The sequence below is a fragment of the uncultured Thiocystis sp. genome, from assembly GCF_903866365.1.
Lineage (GTDB): Bacteria > Pseudomonadota > Gammaproteobacteria > Chromatiales > Chromatiaceae > Chromatium.
Genome location: NZ_CAIPNF010000172.1, coordinates 1 through 17,056, shown reverse-complemented (window position 1 = coordinate 17,056; position 17,056 = coordinate 1). Strand labels below are relative to the sequence as shown.

18 protein-coding genes are annotated in these 17,056 nt (G+C 64.0%); 4 read left to right on the top strand and 14 right to left on the bottom strand.

Features of this window, described 5'->3' with window-relative positions:
* From QZY07_RS09530 to QZY07_RS09520, 3 genes are all read right to left on the bottom strand, one after another.
* The coding region (locus QZY07_RS09530; RefSeq protein WP_295401899.1) for a multiheme c-type cytochrome at positions 1–667 on the bottom strand (667 nt) is incomplete at its 3' end.
* A gap of 65 nt (positions 668–732) precedes the next feature.
* Positions 733–2,343, bottom strand: a complete 1,611-nt coding sequence (locus QZY07_RS09525) for an arylsulfatase (RefSeq protein ID WP_295401897.1) — start codon at positions 2,341–2,343, stop codon at positions 733–735.
* Between the two features lie 169 nt (positions 2,344–2,512).
* Positions 2,513–2,701, bottom strand: coding sequence for a hypothetical protein (locus QZY07_RS09520; RefSeq protein WP_295401896.1), 189 nt, complete (start codon positions 2,699–2,701; stop codon positions 2,513–2,515).
* A gap of 155 nt (positions 2,702–2,856) precedes the next feature.
* Here QZY07_RS09520 and QZY07_RS09515 point away from each other — a divergent pair, with 155 nt between their 5' ends.
* Positions 2,857–3,531 carry a cation:proton antiporter gene (locus QZY07_RS09515; protein WP_295401894.1) on the top strand — a complete coding sequence of 225 codons (675 nt, stop codon included), beginning with the start codon at positions 2,857–2,859 and terminating at the stop codon, positions 3,529–3,531.
* A 40-nt stretch (positions 3,532–3,571) separates the two neighbouring features.
* The gene (locus QZY07_RS09510; RefSeq protein ID WP_295401892.1) at positions 3,572–4,087 is read left to right on the top strand and encodes a YSC84-related protein; all 516 of its coding nucleotides are present in this window, start codon (positions 3,572–3,574) and stop codon (positions 4,085–4,087) included.
* Between the two features lie 249 nt (positions 4,088–4,336).
* Here the strand turns inward: QZY07_RS09510 and QZY07_RS09505 are convergent, their stop codons facing one another.
* Genes QZY07_RS09505 through QZY07_RS09495 form a run of 3 tightly spaced genes read right to left on the bottom strand, consistent with a single transcriptional unit; the run spans position 4,337 to position 8,356 of the window.
* Positions 4,337–5,116 carry a DUF4239 domain-containing protein gene (locus tag QZY07_RS09505; RefSeq protein ID WP_295401890.1) on the bottom strand — a complete coding sequence of 260 codons (780 nt, stop codon included), beginning with the start codon at positions 5,114–5,116 and terminating at the stop codon, positions 4,337–4,339.
* Complete coding sequence (locus tag QZY07_RS09500) at positions 5,113–5,970, bottom strand: hypothetical protein (protein WP_295401888.1); 858 nt, start codon at positions 5,968–5,970, stop codon at positions 5,113–5,115. The genes QZY07_RS09505 and QZY07_RS09500 overlap by 4 nt, the downstream gene beginning before the upstream one ends.
* Positions 5,971–5,974: 4 nt before the next feature.
* Entirely contained in the window at positions 5,975–8,356 is a 2,382-nt protein-coding gene (locus QZY07_RS09495) for an arylsulfatase (RefSeq protein WP_295401886.1), read from the bottom strand.
* A 294-nt stretch (positions 8,357–8,650) separates the two neighbouring features.
* On the opposite strand from QZY07_RS09495, the gene QZY07_RS09490 reads away from it, so the two are divergent.
* Together QZY07_RS09490 and QZY07_RS09485 are read left to right on the top strand one after the other, a co-directional pair.
* The gene (locus tag QZY07_RS09490; protein WP_295401901.1) at positions 8,651–8,920 is read left to right on the top strand and encodes a BrnT family toxin; all 270 of its coding nucleotides are present in this window, start codon (positions 8,651–8,653) and stop codon (positions 8,918–8,920) included.
* On the top strand, positions 8,904–9,182 hold the full coding sequence (locus QZY07_RS09485; protein ID WP_295401884.1) for a BrnA antitoxin family protein: 279 nt from the start codon (positions 8,904–8,906) through the stop codon (positions 9,180–9,182). Before QZY07_RS09490 ends, QZY07_RS09485 begins: the two co-directional genes overlap by 17 nt.
* Positions 9,183–9,379: 197 nt before the next feature.
* On the opposite strand, the gene QZY07_RS09480 is transcribed toward QZY07_RS09485, so the two are convergent.
* The 8 genes from QZY07_RS09480 to QZY07_RS09445 all read right to left on the bottom strand — a co-directional run.
* On the bottom strand, positions 9,380–9,853 hold the full coding sequence (locus tag QZY07_RS09480) for a hypothetical protein (RefSeq protein ID WP_295401882.1): 474 nt from the start codon (positions 9,851–9,853) through the stop codon (positions 9,380–9,382).
* Between the two features lie 23 nt (positions 9,854–9,876).
* Complete coding sequence (locus QZY07_RS09475; RefSeq protein WP_295401880.1) at positions 9,877–10,683, bottom strand: DUF2092 domain-containing protein; 807 nt, start codon at positions 10,681–10,683, stop codon at positions 9,877–9,879.
* 70 nt (positions 10,684–10,753) lie between these two features.
* On the bottom strand, positions 10,754–11,491 hold the full coding sequence (aqpZ, locus tag QZY07_RS09470; RefSeq protein ID WP_295401878.1) for an aquaporin Z: 738 nt from the start codon (positions 11,489–11,491) through the stop codon (positions 10,754–10,756).
* A gap of 53 nt (positions 11,492–11,544) precedes the next feature.
* A complete protein-coding gene (locus tag QZY07_RS09465) occupies positions 11,545–11,811 on the bottom strand; it encodes a hypothetical protein (RefSeq protein WP_295401876.1) in 267 nt (88 codons plus the stop codon).
* 96 nt (positions 11,812–11,907) lie between these two features.
* Positions 11,908–13,419 carry an arylsulfatase gene (locus QZY07_RS09460; RefSeq protein WP_295401874.1) on the bottom strand — a complete coding sequence of 504 codons (1,512 nt, stop codon included), beginning with the start codon at positions 13,417–13,419 and terminating at the stop codon, positions 11,908–11,910.
* A 57-nt stretch (positions 13,420–13,476) separates the two neighbouring features.
* Entirely contained in the window at positions 13,477–15,921 is a 2,445-nt protein-coding gene (locus QZY07_RS09455; protein WP_295401872.1) for a PAS domain-containing hybrid sensor histidine kinase/response regulator, read from the bottom strand.
* 21 nt (positions 15,922–15,942) lie between these two features.
* Positions 15,943–16,377 (bottom strand): hypothetical protein, encoded by a 435-nt coding sequence (locus QZY07_RS09450; RefSeq protein ID WP_295401870.1) that lies wholly within the window; start codon positions 16,375–16,377, stop codon positions 15,943–15,945.
* A 37-nt stretch (positions 16,378–16,414) separates the two neighbouring features.
* On the bottom strand, positions 16,415–17,056 hold a 642-nt coding region (locus QZY07_RS09445), incomplete at its 5' end, for a transporter (RefSeq protein ID WP_295401868.1).

Here is a 17,056-nt window from a genome sequence, read left to right as displayed (position 1 = left end):
CGCAGGCGACATTCATGTCCGACCAGGTGGAATGAAAACTGTCTGTCGCCAGGTCATAGCCCTTTTTCAGGTTGGTGGAATGGCACTCCGCGCACTGATAGTTCCAATTCTGGTCGCGGCCGGTCCAGTGCAGCCGATGGCTGTGGTCCACGCGCTCATGCGGATAGAGGTGATACCAGCGTTGACCGCCGGCCTCCCGCGTGCGGCTGTCCCAGGCAATGCCGAGGCTTTGCAGACGCCCGCCGGGGAACTCGATCAGATATTGCTGGAGCGGCCACCAGCCGAAGGTGTAGCGGATGGGGTAATCGTGCAGTTGTCCATCGGGGCCATCGGTGCGGACCCGATACCGGCCGTCCTGGCGAAAGAACCGCGAGGTAACGCCTTGGGCGGTGAAGGTGACGTCATTGAAATCGCCCCGGACCGTCGCCTCGGTCGCCTCCGTCATCGCCCGGGCGTGGTCGGAGCCGCGCCAGCGTTCCGTCTCGACCGGATGACAGGTCGCGCAGGATTGACTGCCGGCGTAGGTGGCGGGCGGTAGCTGCTCTGCGAAGGCGATGATGGCCTGCTTCGGTGCGGTGTCGCTCCAGGAAGGCAGCGGGTCGGCGGCAACGGCGACGTTGCTGAACAGCAGCAGCGCGAGCAGCCTGGTCGCGGGCGAACCTGTCATCAATCGACTCCTGAAGGTGAATCAGAAGCGGGGCACGCGCACGGCCGTGCCCCGCCGCATGGGTGCTACTTCGACCCGTTGCTTTCCTTGAGCTGTTGCAGCACTTCATCCATGTTGAAGGCAGCCGCTTTCTGCCGCTGCGGATAGTCCTTGAAGGTCATCAGGAAATCGCCCACAAACGCCTGTGCGGGGACCAGCATGAAGGCATGATCCAGTAGCCAGTCGTAGTAGGTGTTCGAGGTGATGTCCGCGCGCTCGTAAGGGTCCGTGCGGAGATTGAAGATCTTGGGAATCCGCAAGCTGGTGAAGGGCTCCGACCAGACGCGCATGGTTCCCTCGGCGCGCTGCTCCATGAACACAAACTTCCAATTGTCGTAACGCAGCCCAGTCAATTGCTGATCGTCGTTGACGTACAGGAAGGATTCTCGCGGACTCTTCGCGACCTGGCCAGTCAGGTAGGGAACCAGGTTGTCGCCGTCCAGATGCACCTTATAGGTCATGTCGCCAACCGGGTCGCCTTGGAGCAGCGCATCCTTCACCTGCGCGTCGCCAGCCATGGCCGCAAAGGTCGGTAGCCAGTCGAGGTGGGAAATGATGTCGTTGGAGACACTGCCCGGCTTGATCTTGCCCGGCCAGCGCACCATGGCCGGCACCCGATAGGCCCCTTCCCAGTTGCTGTTCTTCTCGTTCCGGAAGGGCGTCATCGCGCCGTCCGGCCAACTGTTCATATGCGGGCCATTGTCGGTGCTGTACATCACGAAGGTGTTGTCCGCGATGCCCAGGTCATCCAGTGCCTTGAGCACCGTGCCGACATTCTTGTCGTGGTCGATCATGGTGTCGTGGTAGGGGCTCTGCCAACGCCCCGCCTGACCAATGCTCTCTGGCTTGGTGTGGGTGCGGAAGTGCATGTGGGAGAAGTTCACCCAGACAAAGGCGGGCTTGCCGGCTTTGTTTTGCCGCTGGATGAAGTCCACGGCGCGGTCGGCGACGTCATCGTCGATGGTTTCCATCCGCTTCTTGGTCAGGGGGCCGGTGTCCGTGCACACCTGTTTGCCGACCTTGCCGAAACGCGGATCCACCGTCTGATCGTCGGTGGCCGATGCCTTACAGTCCAATACGCCACGCGGACCGAATTTTGCCAGGAATGCCGGATCTTTCGGGTAGTCCGGCAGCTCCGGCTCTTCTTCGGCGTTGAGGTGATAGAGGTTGCCGTAGAACTCGTCGAAACCATGCACGGTCGGCAGATATTCGTTGCGATCGCCCAGATGGTTCTTGCCGAATTGGCCAGTCGCATAGCCTTGCGCTTTCAGCAGCTCGGCAATCGTCGGGTCTTCCTTTTGCAAGCCGACGGTCGCGCCCGGCAAACCGACCTTGGTCAAGCCGGTGCGCAAGCCGGATTGGCCGGTGATGAACGACGCCCGGCCGGCGGTGCAACTCTGCTCGGCGTAGTAATCGGTGAACACCATGCCTTCCTTGGCCACGCGGTCGATGTTGGGCGTGTGAAAGCCCATCACGCCCATCGAGTAGGCACTGACGTCGGATTGGCCGATGTCGTCGCCCCAAATGACAACGATGTTGGGCGGCTTGGCCGGCGGGGCGGTCTGCGTCCAGCCGGCGATGGGCGTGATGAGTAACACTGCCAGCATCAGGGTCGGGGTGAAACCAGGCTTCGTCATGGCAAATTTCCTATCTGATCGTCGCGCGTTGGAATGCGGGTGGTGTCGCACGGATTCACGGACCTTTCCTGGCCCTCTTCCGGCTCCGGCGGGCGCTCCCTGAAGGTGAGTGGGTGGGGCTTGAGTATACGTGAGGAATTGCAGCGGTGCGGCGGGTGTCCGCTGTCCGCTAGACAGCACCGCCTGTAAACTCATCGTCACCAGCGGAGGGTCCAACCCCGCTGACATCCAGGACCGCATTGATCGCGACGACCGGTGGAGCTTTTATGATGCGCATGATTCTGAAACGTTGGCTGCTCTTCGCCGCGCTGAGCATCGCCTTGATCACGGCGATCAGTCTCTGGACGCCCGGAGCCATTCTCGGCTATTTCCGGCAGGCATCCGCGCTCGAACTCTTCACGCTGGTGATGTTCCTGGTCTTCCTGCTGCCATCGCTGGCAAACCGCCTGCGGCTGCCGGCGCCGGTTGCGTTGCTGCTCGGCGGCATCCTGCTCGGTCCTTACGTCCTCGCCGTTGGGTCTGGCGACCCAGATCTTCGCCCTGGGGGTCTACAGCGTTATCGTCCTGCAAGGGCTTCCGCTCCTTGGCCGGCTCTTTTTCCGACGTCATCGCGACGACGAAAACAGTCTCTTCTCATTCACCTTTCTCATCCTGATGCTGGCCGCGGCGGGCGCTCACCTGATCCATCTCGAAGACATCGTCGGCGCCTTCCTCGCTGGAATCGCCGTCAATCGGGTGCTCGCCATGTCGCCGGTGCGGGACAAGATCATCCTGATCGGCGAGGGGCTGTTCATTCCGATCTTCTTCATCAGCATCGGCGTCAAACTTGACCTGCCGGTGTTCGCCGCGACGCTTCTCAATAGCCTGTCTTTCGTCCTGGCGATCCTGGCGGCCCTGTTCCTCGGCAAGTTCCTGGCCGTTGCGACGGTTCGTCGACCCTTCGGCTATGATTGGCCGGCCGCCATGACCATGTGGTCGCTGTCGTTGCCCCAGGTCGCGGCGACCCTCGCGGCCGCGCTGGCAGCCTTCGAGGCGGTCAATGCCGATGGCGATTCACTGATCACCGAGTCGGTCCTGAACGCCGTCATCGTGCTCATGGTGCTGACATCGATCCTTGGACCCATGCTCACCGAGTATTTCGGCCGTCGTCTCACGCAAAAGGGGGAGGAAGCGGATGTCTCGTCTTGACCGACTGTTGATCCTGGTCGTTGTGCTCTGTTCGGCCATCATGGCGCCGCTCGCGATGGCGTCGGACACCAAGGCGGACGCGCGGACTGAACTGCGCAAGATGCGCCAAAACACGCTCGAACAGCTTTATCGAGAAATTCCGCAAACCCGCAAGGCGATCCGATCCGCGGCCGGATACGGCGTCTTTGGGGTCGTCAGCGCTCAGGTGCTGTTTCTCGGCGGCGGCGGTGGGCGTGGGATCGTCCGCGATAACCTGACTGGCAAGGACACCTTCATGAAAGTCAGTTCAGTGAGCGCCGGGCTCGGCGTCGGTTTCAAGGACGTCCGCACCATCTTGATCTTCACCCGTCGCGATGTGCTGAAACAATTCCTGGACAAGGGATGGACCTTCGGCGGTGAAACGGCCGCTGTCGCCCGCGCCAGTGGCAAAGGGGGCGGCGGCGGCGAACTGGAGGCGCCCGAGGGAATCAAGGTCTACCAACTCACCAAAACGGGTCTCATGGCGCAGGGAACGGTGCAGGGAACCAAATATTCGAAAGATGACAGCATGAATTAACCGGCTGTCCGACGTCGGTGGTTAGACGCATGGCTGACGAAAGAGATCCACTTGCGGATCACTCCAAGGATGGTTCGACGATCAGCCGGTAGCCGTGACCACGGACCGGCGGAAGTATCCGACCGTGGACGGCGCGCTCGCGGACTTCTGGGGAATAGGTCGTTGCTGTCTTCTTGGCTCCATCCACTCAAGGTTGGAGTCTGTGAGAAACCGGGGCGGTTCACTCTGGTATTCAGACGGAGTGTCGCCTCATTTCATGTTCGCCCGTAATTCCACCAAGGCTTGGTCGAAGGCATCGACCTGGATCAACCCGAGCCGTGGATACTCGATGTCGAGGATGACATAGACCGCAATCGCCATGACGGCCGGAAAACTGACGATGTGCAGCCAGTTGCGCGACCGCCCGCCGGCCATGCCGTAACCCGCCAGCAGGGCGCTGGCCAGCGCCAATCCGAGCAGCATCCCATAGACCACGATCGGCGGGTGCAGTTGTGCCGCCATGGTGCGGGTCGTAGTGATGTCGAACATCTCGTTGAGGGCGGGCAGCAGCAATTTCGTGGCGTCGGGGAGTGCTCCCTCCAGGTGGCCCGCGGCGATCGCCTGAGTCCAGATGTCGCCCTGTAACGCCGACGCCTTTGCCAGCTCCGAGCGCGCGGCCTGCAGATCGGGCAGTTTGCGGTAGACCTCCAGCCTGGCATCCAGATACTGCCGAAAATGCTCCCGCATGGCCGGTTGTGCGTTCACCGGCAGCAAATCGATCCGCAGGTAGGCCGTGCCGATGGCGTTGGTCTCTTGGACGATCAAGTCGCGGCGCGTATCGAAGCGCGAGGCCGCGCCGGAGAAGGTAAAGGCGATCAGCAGTCCCAGCAGGGCAAAGACCGCCCCCTCGACTGCGCCAGTGCCCGCCCGCGCACCATCGGGGTCGCTCGCCAGCCGCCGATGACCGAGCCGTCGGCCAATTTCCAACAAGGCAAGCATCCCGACGAACAGGAAGATCGCGAGTAAGGATGCGGCAAGAATCTTGTTCATAGTGAACCTCGCGGTTTCTCCAGGGTTGCGACGGCACGGCGCCGCCAGTGTAAATAGGGAATCGAGATCGCGGCCGAGGTCAGAATATAGACCGCGACGATGACGGAGGTGCGCGGGCCAGGAACGGATGACGCCACCAGCACGGCGATTCCGATGTGCCGCGTCGAGCAGGCGATCGCCAGCGCGGTGCGGTCCTCCTCGGCTGGACCGCCGAGCAGATGGCCGATCGCCAGCGCGATGATCACCAGGCCCGCCAGGGTCAGGACGCCAAACCAATGGGCGTCGAGCAGCACCTCCCAGTGCAGGATCAGGAGCGCGACCGCGCAGCCCGTCAGCACCAGTCCGCCGATGCGCATCAGGTGATCGCCGATCCGCCCGGCCACGGCTGGAAAGCGCCAGCGGATCAGCATTCCAAGCGCGAGCGGCAGGAAGAAGGACTTGGCGAATACCAGCGCCACCCGCTCCGGCCGCAGTTGAATCGGATCGCCGAACTGCGGGCCGAGCGCCGCCAGCCAGGCGGGGACCAGAATGATCGCGAGCAGCGAAGAGGTCACCACCAGGCTGAAGATGTAGGCCCCGTCGCCGATGCGCAGCAGCTTGCGCGGCAGCAGCGGCGCGCCGGCCGAGACCGCCAGCACCAGGAGCCCAACCTCGACCCCCGGCGACAGCGGCAGGATCTTGACCAGCGCCAGGGCCGCCAGCGGCACCAGCAGGTACATGGCCAGCACCGAGCGCAGGAAGAGCGCCGGCCGTCGCCAGAGGTAGGTCAAGTCCTTCAGGGTGGAGTCCATCCCGATCGCGAGGATGATGGCGCCGACGGCGAGCTTGAGCAGCAGGAGCAGCGTGGCGGTCATGGGATCACCTCGCCTCGACCAGTACCCGCGCGATCTTGCCGTCGAACCGGAACGGCCGGCGCTCGAAGTAGTCGCGCGACACCGGCGAGCCCAGATCGACTCCGACGTCGAAGGTCTCGCTGGCGGTGAAGGCGGCCGGGACGGTGCGCGCGACGGTGGTGCGCGTCACTTCGCTGCCGTCGACCGAGATCACCACCTCGGCGGGCGCGCCCGGCTTGGCGATGGTGGTGTCCACTTCGATGCGATGCTTGCCGGGGGCGAGCTTGTCGGCGGTCGCGACGCCGTAGCGCTCGATGATCATCATGTTGTACTCGTAGACCAGGTGGCCCCGGTCCAGGTAGAGCGTCAGGCCGCCGGAGGCGCCACCCAGGGCATAGAGCACGCCCGATGCCTGCTCGCCCAGCTCGGCATCGATGGTCACATGGGTGCTCTCGCGACCCAGGCCGGGCGCGGTGAACTCGGGCATGCGCGTGGTCGAGGCGTCGAATTCCCAGTGGTTGTAGGGGGTCTTGACGCGGTCCTCGGGATGCAGCCGCAGCCAGATGCCGGCGCCGATGGGGAATGCCTTGTTCTCTTCCGCGACCTTGAGGAAGTCCGCTTTCATGGTTTCGAGACGCTGGGGTTCCCGGTCGGCCAGGTTCACGGCCTGGGAGAAGTCGGACCTGAGGTCATACAGCTCCCAGACATCCTGACGGGAATCCCAGGTCGCCAGCCCCGGACTGACCGTGAGCCAGGGCGTGAGCGGTCCGAAGGTGCCGGCGAACCAGCCGTCCTGGAAGAGGCCGCGACTGCCGTTGTTGTCGAAGTACTGGCTGTGCTTGCGGCCCGGAGCCTTGGCGTCGGCGAAGCTGTAGGCGAGGCTGGTGCCGTCGATGGGATCCTGCGCGAAGCCATCCACCACCTGGGGCGGCGCGATCCCGAGGATCTCGTAGATGGTCGGGGCGATGTCGTTGACGTGGTGGAACTGGGGGCGCGGGGTCTTGTCGGGCTGGATGCCCTTCGGCCAGGAGATGGCCAGCGGATTGCGGGTGCCGCCGAAGTGGGAGGCGATCAGCTTGGTGTGCTGAAAGGGCGTATCGCCCGCCCAGGCCCAGCCGGCGTGGACCATGTTGTCCATCTGGGGGCCGCCCAGCGCGTCCAGTCCGCCGAGCTGGTCGAGCGCCGCCAAGTGCTGATCGAGCGTGTTGGGGATGCCGTTCTGCGCCAGCAGCTCGCTGATGGTTCCGCTCTGACCCTCGGCGCTCGCGCCGTTGTCGCCGAAGACGTAGAAGACCAGCGTGTTGTCGCGAATGCCGAGACGCTCCAGCTCGTCGATCACCCGGCCAGCCTGCACGTCCGCGTGCTCGACAAAGCCGGCGAAGACCTCCATCAGCCGTCGCTGGAAGGGCCGCTCGGCCTCGGGGATGCTGTCCCAGGCGGCCATGGACGCGGCGCGCGGGGTCAACCGGGTGTCGGGCGGAATCCAACCGAGCGCCTTCTGGCGCGCGAAGGTGCGCTCGCGCAGGGCATCCCAGCCGTCGTCGAACTGGCCTGCATACTTGTCCGCCCATTCTTTGAAGATGTGGTGCGGTCCGTGTCCGGCACCCGGCGCCCAGTAGAGGAAAAAGGGCTTGTCCGGGGTGTAGGCGCGGTGCTTGCGCAGCCAGCCGACGGCCTGGTCCGCCAGATCCTCGCTCAGATGGTAGGTCGGATCATGGGGCGGCTCGACCGGGTTGAGGTTCTCGACCAGGCGCGGCTCCCATTGGGAGGTCTCGCCGGCCAGGAAGCCGTAAAAATAGTCGAACCCGATCCCCTCGCCGGTCGGCCAGAGGGTGAAAGGTCCCATCGCCGTGGTCGCGGTGGCTGGCGTGTTGTGCCATTTGCCGAAGGCGGCGGTCTTGTAACCGTAAGCGCCCAGCACCTTGGGCAAGGTCGCGGCGGTCCGTGGAATCACCCCGGTATAGCCGTCCCAGTCCACCGCGCGCTCGGCGATGGTGCCCGAGCCCACGCGCTGATGGTTGCGCCCGGTCAGCAGCGCGGCACGGGTCGGCGAACAGATGGCCGTGGTGTGGAAGGCGTTGTAGCTGAGGCCGTCGTTGGCGATGCGCGAGAGCGTCGGCGTGTGGATGGGGCCGCCATAGGTATCGGGCAGACCGAAACCCACATCGTCGAGCAGGATGATGAGGATATTGGGTGCATCCGCCGGCAGATGGCTCTTCTCCACCCGGCGGATCATCTTCGACTCCTGGAGGGTGGGGGCGGCGACGCTGGCCGATGGCGTCGGCGGAAACGGAAGGACCGAGCCGTCGTTGGGCACGGCGACAGGGTCCGCGATGGTCGTGGTCGCCGAGAGGCCGAGCGTGAATCCGAGGACGGCAAGTCGTAATGTAAGGGTCTGTCGGCGCATGACGCGTTCTCCGTGTCTCGTGTCTCGTGTTTAGTGTTTAGAGGCTGTTTGGATATTCTGCCTAAGCCCATGATTGGCTAATAGGATCGACTAAAATCTCGATTCATTCGACAAAACCCCCGCTCTCCGCATACTGACTGGCTTGACGCAGGGGTTTCCAAACAGCTTCTTAGCTGAACGACCAGGTGTTCGAAGGCGCACCCACCCCGGCCGATGCGCCCGCTTCATCCGTTCACGCGCGTCGGCGCAGGAATGGGCTTGCCGCCGAACACCGCTGTATATACAGTCACGGTCATGGACATCACCTTCGATCCCGCCAAGGACCGTCTGAACATCGCCAATCACGGTATCTCGCTGGCATTGGCGGCTGAACTGGAATGGGCTCTGATGCTGGCCTGCGAGGACGTCCGCGAATCCTATGGCGAGCAACGCTGGATTGGCTTCGCTCCCATTGACCGGGCGCTCTATTGCCTTGTATTCACGGAAGCAGGCGAGATGTATCGCATCATCAGCTTGCGCAAGGCCACCCCGAGAGAGGTTCGAGACTATGCACGTGACATCTAAATCCGGTCGGGTCTTCGACCTGCCGAGCCCAGAAGAAGAAGCACGAATTCGTAAAGGCATCTCCGCGGATCCAGACACTCGCGAGCTTTCCGAAGAGGAGATGGTCCAGCTCCGCCCGCTGGGACGCCTCAAGGTGGCCGTGACGAAACAGCCCATCTCCATCCGTTTGTCTCCCGAAGTTTTGGAGTATTTCAAGGCCACCGGCCCAGGCTGGCAGACACGCATCGATCAGGTGCTGCGCGAGTATGTCGAGTCTCGATGAATCAACCCACCACCTCGAAAACTGACGATGCCGATCCCATGGACGGGCCAATCTCTCCGGGTATCGCCGGAGGCCGTACCCGTTTGAAGCACGGCTCGAAGATCGTTGACCCGACCGGGTCGCTGGAGCCTTTTAGACCCTTTGCCGAGGCGCTCCGAGCCGGTCATCCGCGGCGGAGAGTTTCCGCCGCGCCTCCTTCAATACGGCGAATTCACCACGACATACTGAACACTGCTGCCGGAATAGCGCGGCTGGTACCAGGTCGAGCCGCATTGCTGGTAGGTGACGCCGCCGGAGTAGACCGTGGTGCAGGAGGGCGGCAGAGAATAGATGATCGAGCCGATCACCGCCGCCGTCGCGCCGATCGCCACCGCCGTACCGACGGGATGATTCCAGCGGCGATTGACATCGACGTCGACATGGCGATTGACGTTCACGTTGGCGTTGCGGTTGACGTTGACGTTCGCATTGCGGTTCACGTTGGCGCTGCGGTTGACGTTCGCAGAGCGGTTCACATTGGCATTGCGGTTGACGTTGGCGCCGCGATGGACATTGGCGCTGCCCCCTCGGTGCACCGAGGTTCTGGCATGGCCGCCGCCGCCCCGAACCGCCGAGGCATCCAGCGGGATCAGTGCAACGCCCACGAACAGAACGGCCAGGGTGGCCAACACGGCCGAGTGCTTTGACAGATGTTTCATTTCGGGGCGCCCTCTTGCATGGCCGGGGTTTCGTCCTGGACGACGATCGCGATGGGGTGGTCATCCTTGCTTGGCGTAAAGGTAAAGACCGCGTCAGCGGGCTTGGCCTGGGTGTCCCAGGCCAGGTTCGCCATGTACTGCGGCTCGCCCGGCTCATCCTTGGTGGTGATGACATAGCGCAGCGGCAGAGGCGCCTCGCCCTGGGCAATCCAGATCTGCCAGTCGATCTCGTCCTGGCGGAAGGCGTAGTGGTCCGCCATCTGGCCAGCGAGGTTGCTCGTGCCGACCCACATGGCCTCCTGGATGTCCGCCGCCGCTTCCGCATCCTCGCCCCACCGGAAAAGATCCACCAGCGGGAATTCGATCCCATAGCGAGTTTCGACCGCGGTCAGCATCTCGCCGATGGTGGGAGGCGCCTCGACCGTCGCGAAATAGCGGGTCTCGGGCGCCAGGAGCGTGAAGTGCTTGCCGTCGAAGAAGATTTCGCGCGCCTTGCGGTCGGTCGTGATGGCGGCGTGCAGACGGTCGGGTTTGCGGACTTGTAGCTCGACGGTTTTGGTGAGCTGAATCTTCTGGCCGGAGTCCAGCACCTCGTCGATCGCGTCATCCGCGCGCAGGTTGAACGATGGGAGTTCGCGCAGGTAGGCGCCCATGCGTTCGAGCGCCTGCATGGCCGCGGGGTCAATGGCCGACGTTTCCGTTGGCGTGACTACCGTGGACTCCAGGTCTTCCGCCAGCACGACGCCCGACAGCGCGAGGCCGGCCAGCATCAGTGCGATCCGTCGTTTTGGTTGCAGTGTCATTCTGTTTCAGTCCTCGTCTGTGAATCAATGATCGAAACCGCGTCGACCGCAGTTTCGGTGGCGTGGAGAATCAGGCGGGGTTCTTGGTCTCGAAAAGGCGATAGACGAGTCCGGCCAGGGTAGCGCCGACCATGGGGCCGACCCAGAACAACCAGAGCTGGGCGGTCGCCAGACCCTGTCCGCCGGTCAGCAGGGCCAGCGCCGGGCCGGTGCTGCGCGCTGGATTGACCGAGGTATTGGTGACCGGAATCGAGATCAGGTGGATCAGCGTCAGGGCCAGACCGATGGCCAGACCGCCCGCGACCGCGGTGCCACGCTTGTCAGTCACGCCCAGGATGATGAAGAGGAACATGGCGGTCATGACGATCTCGGTGACCAGCGCGGAGACCAGGCCATAACCCTGGGGCGAGAGCTGGTCATAGCCGTTCACCGCCAGACTGTTAGCGGCCAGGGCAAAGGTCGCCTGACCCTCCTTGTGCAGTCCCATGTCGGCGGCGACGAACCAGATCAGGAAAGCGGCGGCGATGGCGCCCAGCACCTGGGCGATGATGTAGACCGGCAGATCGGCGAAGGGGAAACGCCCGCCGACCGCCAGGCCCAGCGAGACCGCCGGATTCAGGTGGCAGCCGGAGATATGACCGATGGCATAGGCCATGGTCAGCACGGTCAGACCGAAGGCGAAGGCGACGCCCAGATAACCGATGCCCACCTCCGGGACACCAGCGGCATAGACAGCGGCGCCACAGCCGCCGAGAACCAACCAGAAAGTGCCGATCAATTCGGCTAGCGCACGAGTCATCAGGGGCATGGTGAGGTTTCCTTATTCTTGGCAGTCAGTTGCCAGTTACCAGTTGTCAGTTGTTATTTTGCGGCCTTTTTCATCAGGCCAGTCTCGTCATTGCCGTGCTTGCTGCGTGGTCCCTTGTCCTCGATACCGGCCGCTCGCTTGGCCGAATCCTTGGCCGCCTCGGTCGGCGAGCAGCGTCCGCCGACCCCGACGGTCGCCTTGGCGGCTGCGCCCTTGGCGGCCTTCTCCGGGGTGCAGTCCGGGTCGAGCGCCCCGGCCAGGGCCAGATTGGCGCACATCGCCGCAGCGAGTGTAATGGTCATCAGGGTGATCTTCTTCAATGCGTCGTCCTCCGGTGGATGCGGGGCCGGTCCAATGACCGGCGGGGGCTAGGGTGACGGCGCCCGCCCGAGATCGTTGGGCGGGCGCCTCGGGGCTCAGGGCTGTGGCAGAGCCGGTTTCAGGTGCGGCATGCCACCGTCGTCGATGTCGAAGTCCGGGTCGAACAGGGTCTGCCCCTGCGCGCCCAGATAATCCGGCTGCGCCTTCATCCACTCGCTCGGTTTCTGCTGCCTGGCGTAGGCGATCAGGCGGCGCTCCAGGTCGCGGACGACCTCCGGATTCTGCTCGGCGACGTTGTTCTTCTCGCCCGGATCGGTGCTGAGGTCGAACAGCTCGGTCTTGCCCGGCAGGAGGGCGATCTTGACCAGCTTCCATTTGCCCTTGATGACCGCGCCGCGAAACGCCTCGACGTTCACCAGGATGTCGTCGTGCGTCGAACCTTGGCCGGTAGCGAGCGTCGCCCAGAGGTCGACGCCATCGAGCGGCTTGTCGGTCGGGTTGGCCGGAGCGCCGGCCAGGGCCAGGGCGGTGGGCATGATATCCACCATGTGCAGCGGCTCGTCGACGACGCGCGGCTGAAGCTTGCCCGGCCAGTTGACGATGGTCGGGACGCGCACGCCGCCCTCATGCAGACTGCCCTTGCCGCCGCGCAGCTCGCCGTTGCTGGCCGGCAGCGACTCCTGCTTGACCCCGCTGGCGGCACGCTCCTCCGGGGAATGCGCGCCGCTGGCCACCACCGCGCTGCGGGGTCCGCCGTTGTCGCTGCTGAAGACGATCAGGGTGTTCTCGCGCAGCCCGCGCTTGTCGAGCGTGTCGACGATCCGCCCCACCTGGTCATCGAGCGAGGTGATCATGGCCGCGTAGGTGCGGCGCGTGGGGTCGGCGATGGTCGCGGCATAGCGGTCCTCCATGGCCTTCGGTGCCTGATAGGGCGCATGGGGCGCGAGCGAGGCGAAATAGAGCAGGAACGGCTGGTCCTTGTCCTGATGCTCGATCAGCTTGACCGCCTCGTCGCCGATTAGGTCCAGGTAATACCCTTCCTCATCGATGAACTCGCCGTTGCGCTGCCAGTCGAGGATGCCGGAGCGCTTGTGGGTGAAGTAGTCGACCTCGCCGACGGTATTGCCGTAGAAGTGATCGAAGCCGCGATTCTGCGGCCAGAATTTCTGGTCGGCGTGGCCGAGGTGCCATTTGCCGACCATGTAGGTCGCGTAGCCCGCGTCCTTGAGCGCCTGCGGCAGGGTGCGTTCGTCGGTGGGCAGACCGTAACGGTGATTGGGGAAGATCACCAGCGTTTGGAGACCCTGGCGCATCGGGTAGCGGCCGGTCATCAAGGCGGCGCGCGCCGGGGTGCAGACCGGCTCGCCGTGGAAGTTCTCCAGTCGCACGCCCTCCTGGGCCAGCGCGTCGATATTCGGCGTTTGGATGTCGCTGCCGCGATAGCCGAGGTCGGCGTTGCCGAGATCGTCGGCCAGAATGACGACGATGTTGGGTTTGGAGCCGGCGGTGGATGGGGCATCGGTCTGGGTCGGGGCCGCCTGCGCGGATGTCACGGCGAACAGGGCCAGGAGGATGCCCGTGGGCACGCGGAATCGAGGTATCGGCATGGTTGTCGTCTCCGGGGTGGTTGTTTGTGCGGGGCGTGTTTCTCGGTTCCAGTGTTTCTATTCGAACGGTGGCGACGACCGGGCATTGGAATGTTCAAGGTCGCTGGATTGGGCCAGATAGCTGAACACGATCGCCTCCAGGGCATCCGGATCGACCGGCTTGGTAATGAAGTCGGTCATGCCCGCCGCGAGGCAGCGCGCCTGGACATCGACGAAGGCATTGGCGGTGAGTGCAAGGATCGGAAGGGTGGCGCCATTGGGTAGCAGGCGTATCCGTTGCGTCGCTTCGAGCCCATCCATCACCGGCATTTGCAGGTCCATCAGGATCAGGTCGTAGTCGGCGCGCGTCGCCAACGCCAACGCCTCCGCGCCGTTGGCGGCAATCTCCACCGCGAGGCCGGCCTCCTCCAGGAGTTCCCGCGTGATCATCTGATTGATGGGTTCGTCATCCGCGAGCAGGATGCGCGCACCCGCATGATGGGCGCGGAGCTGGGCGAGCGGGGTGACCGTGGGAGATGCCACGGCCGGGGCCAGTCGCCGATCGGCTAGGGCCAGCCGGGCGGTGAACCAGAAGGTACTGCCCACCCCAAGCTGACTCTCGATCCCCATGGCGCCGCCCATCCGCTGGGCCAGCCGCTGGCTGAGCGCCAGCCCGAGACCCGTGCCGCCATACTGGCGGGTCGTCGAGCTGTCCACCTGCTCGAAGGGGGTGAAGAGTCGCGGCTGATCCTTGGTCGCGATGCCGACCCCCGTATCCTGGACTTCAATGCGCAGCAGCACGTCGGTCAGGGTCTCTTCGACGAGTCGAGCGCGCACGGTCACTGAACCCCGCGGCGTAAATTTGACCGCATTACCGGTTAGATTGAGCAGGATCTGCCCCAGACGATGAGGATCGCCCTGGAGCGATCGGCAGGCCAGATCGTCGGGGACATCGATGACCAGGTCGAGTGCCTTCTCGGTGACGAGCCGGCCGATCAGGTCGGTCTGGTGCGTCAAAACCGTCTCCAGCGTGAAAGCCGTCTGTTCCAGGGTGAGTCGGTCGGCCTCGATCTTGGAGAGGTCGAGGACGTCGTTGATCACGGCGAGCAGATGCTGGGATGCCTGGCGGACCTTGTTCAACTGGTCGATCTGCCGGGGGTCGCTGGCACGGCGCAGGGCGAGCGTATTCATGCCCAGGATGGCGTTCATGGGCGTGCGCAACTCGTGGCTCATGTTGGCGAGGAAGGTGCTCTTGGCCCGGTTGGCCGCCTCCGCCGCCTCCTTGGCGATGGAGAGCGCGGCGGTGCGTGCGTCGACCAACGCTTCCAATTGGCGTCGATGCGCTTCGAGGTCGGCTTCGATCTGCTTGCGGCGCGTGATGTCGATGAACACCCCGATTGCCTCCTCGCTGCCCGGCGCGAGCCAGCCCCAACTGCTTTCGTACCACCCGCGGGTGCCGTCGGGGCGACGCTGGGCGATTTCGGTTTGGTAAATCCGTCCGCTGTACTTCGCCGACGCCGCGTCGAGGATGAAGGCATCAAGCGCCTGATCACTTTGATAAACGCGACGAGTCGACTGTCCGATCAGATCGCTCACGGTGCAGCCAAACATCGTCGCGAAGGTCAGGTTTACCCAAACGATGCGATCGTCTTTGATTTTGACGATGCCGACGATGTGATTCTCAAGGAGCGCCGTCTGCTCGCCCAGCAAGTGCTCGATCAGGCGCTCGCTGCGTTTGCGCACGCTGATGTCGCTCAGGATGGCCTGCCAGCGCGGGGGGGCCGTGTCGGTCGTCGGGATGAGGCTGGTCTCCAGACCGATCCAGCGCGGCTCGCCGTTCACGTCTGACAGACGCAGTTCACAGGACTGCGACTCACCGGTGGCCCAGAGCTGCCGGCGGCAGTGGTAGAAGACGTCCTGATCATCAGGGAGGATGAAGTGGTTGAGCGATTGATGGAGCAGGTTGCCGCGCGACGTGTTCAGGAGTGTGGCCGCCGCCAGGTTGGCCTCCTGGATCAGCCCCGCCTCGCTGAGGGTCACATAGCCGACGGGGGCGAGGTCGTAGAGGTCGAAATAACGCGCGTGCGAGACCGCCAATGCCTCCTGGGTGCGGCGCAGTTCTTCGTTCTGCAACTCCAGTTCGATCTGATGGACGCGCAGGTCGTGGACCAGTTGCGCGGTCGCATCCGGCGCGACAGCGTCCATTCCCGGTGCATCCATCATCCCCAGTCGGGCCTCGGCTTGCTGGCGCAGGTCTTGCATTGATGGTGTCGCGGGCGCTTGCGGTGGGGAGGTCGTCGTGGTCCGGATCAGCCGGAGATACCGCCACAGTGCGGCAGCGGCGGCACGGGCTTCCGCCAGATCGATCTCCTCGCCGGCTTGGATGAAGTCGCCGAGAATGGTTTGGCCGTGTTTGTCCGCGAATGCGTCGAGACCTAAATGGGCATCGGCGAGAATGGTCGTTTTGACCACCAGGTCAGAAGCGATCGCGCTGCAAATCTGGGCGAGGTCGAGGTTCAACATGTCAGTGAAATCTGCGCTCAATCACTTCATACCGAACAGGGTGACGTCTGCCTTGCCGTTCAGCAGACCCTTGGTGTCATACCAGAATTCGATCTTGCGGAGACTGCGCTTGCCGACGCCCCGCAGGTCGATCGCGCGGCTCTCGCCGCCCTTGGGGATGTTCTGTCGCACATCGATCTTGTCCGGAGCGCCGTTGTCGTAGGTGACGACCATGCGCTGGATGTTCAGGGGCGCGTCCGTCACCTTGAATTTGATCCGGCGGAAGTTGTCGCCTGGCCCCTTGACGACGATCACGTCGTGGTCCGCCGTGTGGTTGGCGTGCGTCGTGCCGATCAGCCGCCACTCTCCAGGGGCGCCGCCCTTGGGATGGGCGATCTTCTCGGCCTGGAGCGGAACCGCCCAAACGACAGCGGCCGTCAGCACCGCCGTCATCATCTTCAGCGTGGGTGTCTTCATCGTCGTCTCCGATCGTTCAGTCGAGGGTCTGGTATTGTCAGAACTGATACGCGAGCTTGAGCCAGACGTAATCGCCCTTGAGGCGACGGCTCACGTCCAGCTCCGGCAGCCAGCGCAACTCGGCGACCAGGGTCTGCTTGCCGCGCGGCAGGATGTAGCTCAGCACCGGGCCGATCCCGGCGGTGCGTCCCTTGAACTCGCCCAGACGGGCGCCGGATCCGCGATCGGCGGTGATCTGCTCCAGAGAGAAGGCTTCGGCGCCAATCCCGAGGAATCCCGGCCCGACCGGCAGAAGCTGCTGCACGCTGGCCTCCAGATGAACCAGCGAGCCGCTGCGATAGTCGGTCTCGCCGTTTTCCGTATTGAAGGAGACGCCGCCATGCAGGGCCGCGTTGAAACCGATCTTGTCGTGGTTGTAGGACGCGCCCAGCGTGGGGTCGAAGGTCCAGTAATTGAGGCCGGGATTGGCGATCCGTCCGGCCTGGTATTCGCCCGTTGGCGCGTAGACAGGAAGCAAGGCATTGAACTGCCAGAATCCGGACTCCCACGCCAGCAGGGCGGGGATCAGGGTCAGGTCGCCGATTCCCGACGTGCTGTCCCGTCGCCGCACCGTGCCGAGCGGGGTATCGAGCGTGGCCTGGGCGCTGATCCAGACATAGGGCAGATAGGCGCCGGCACT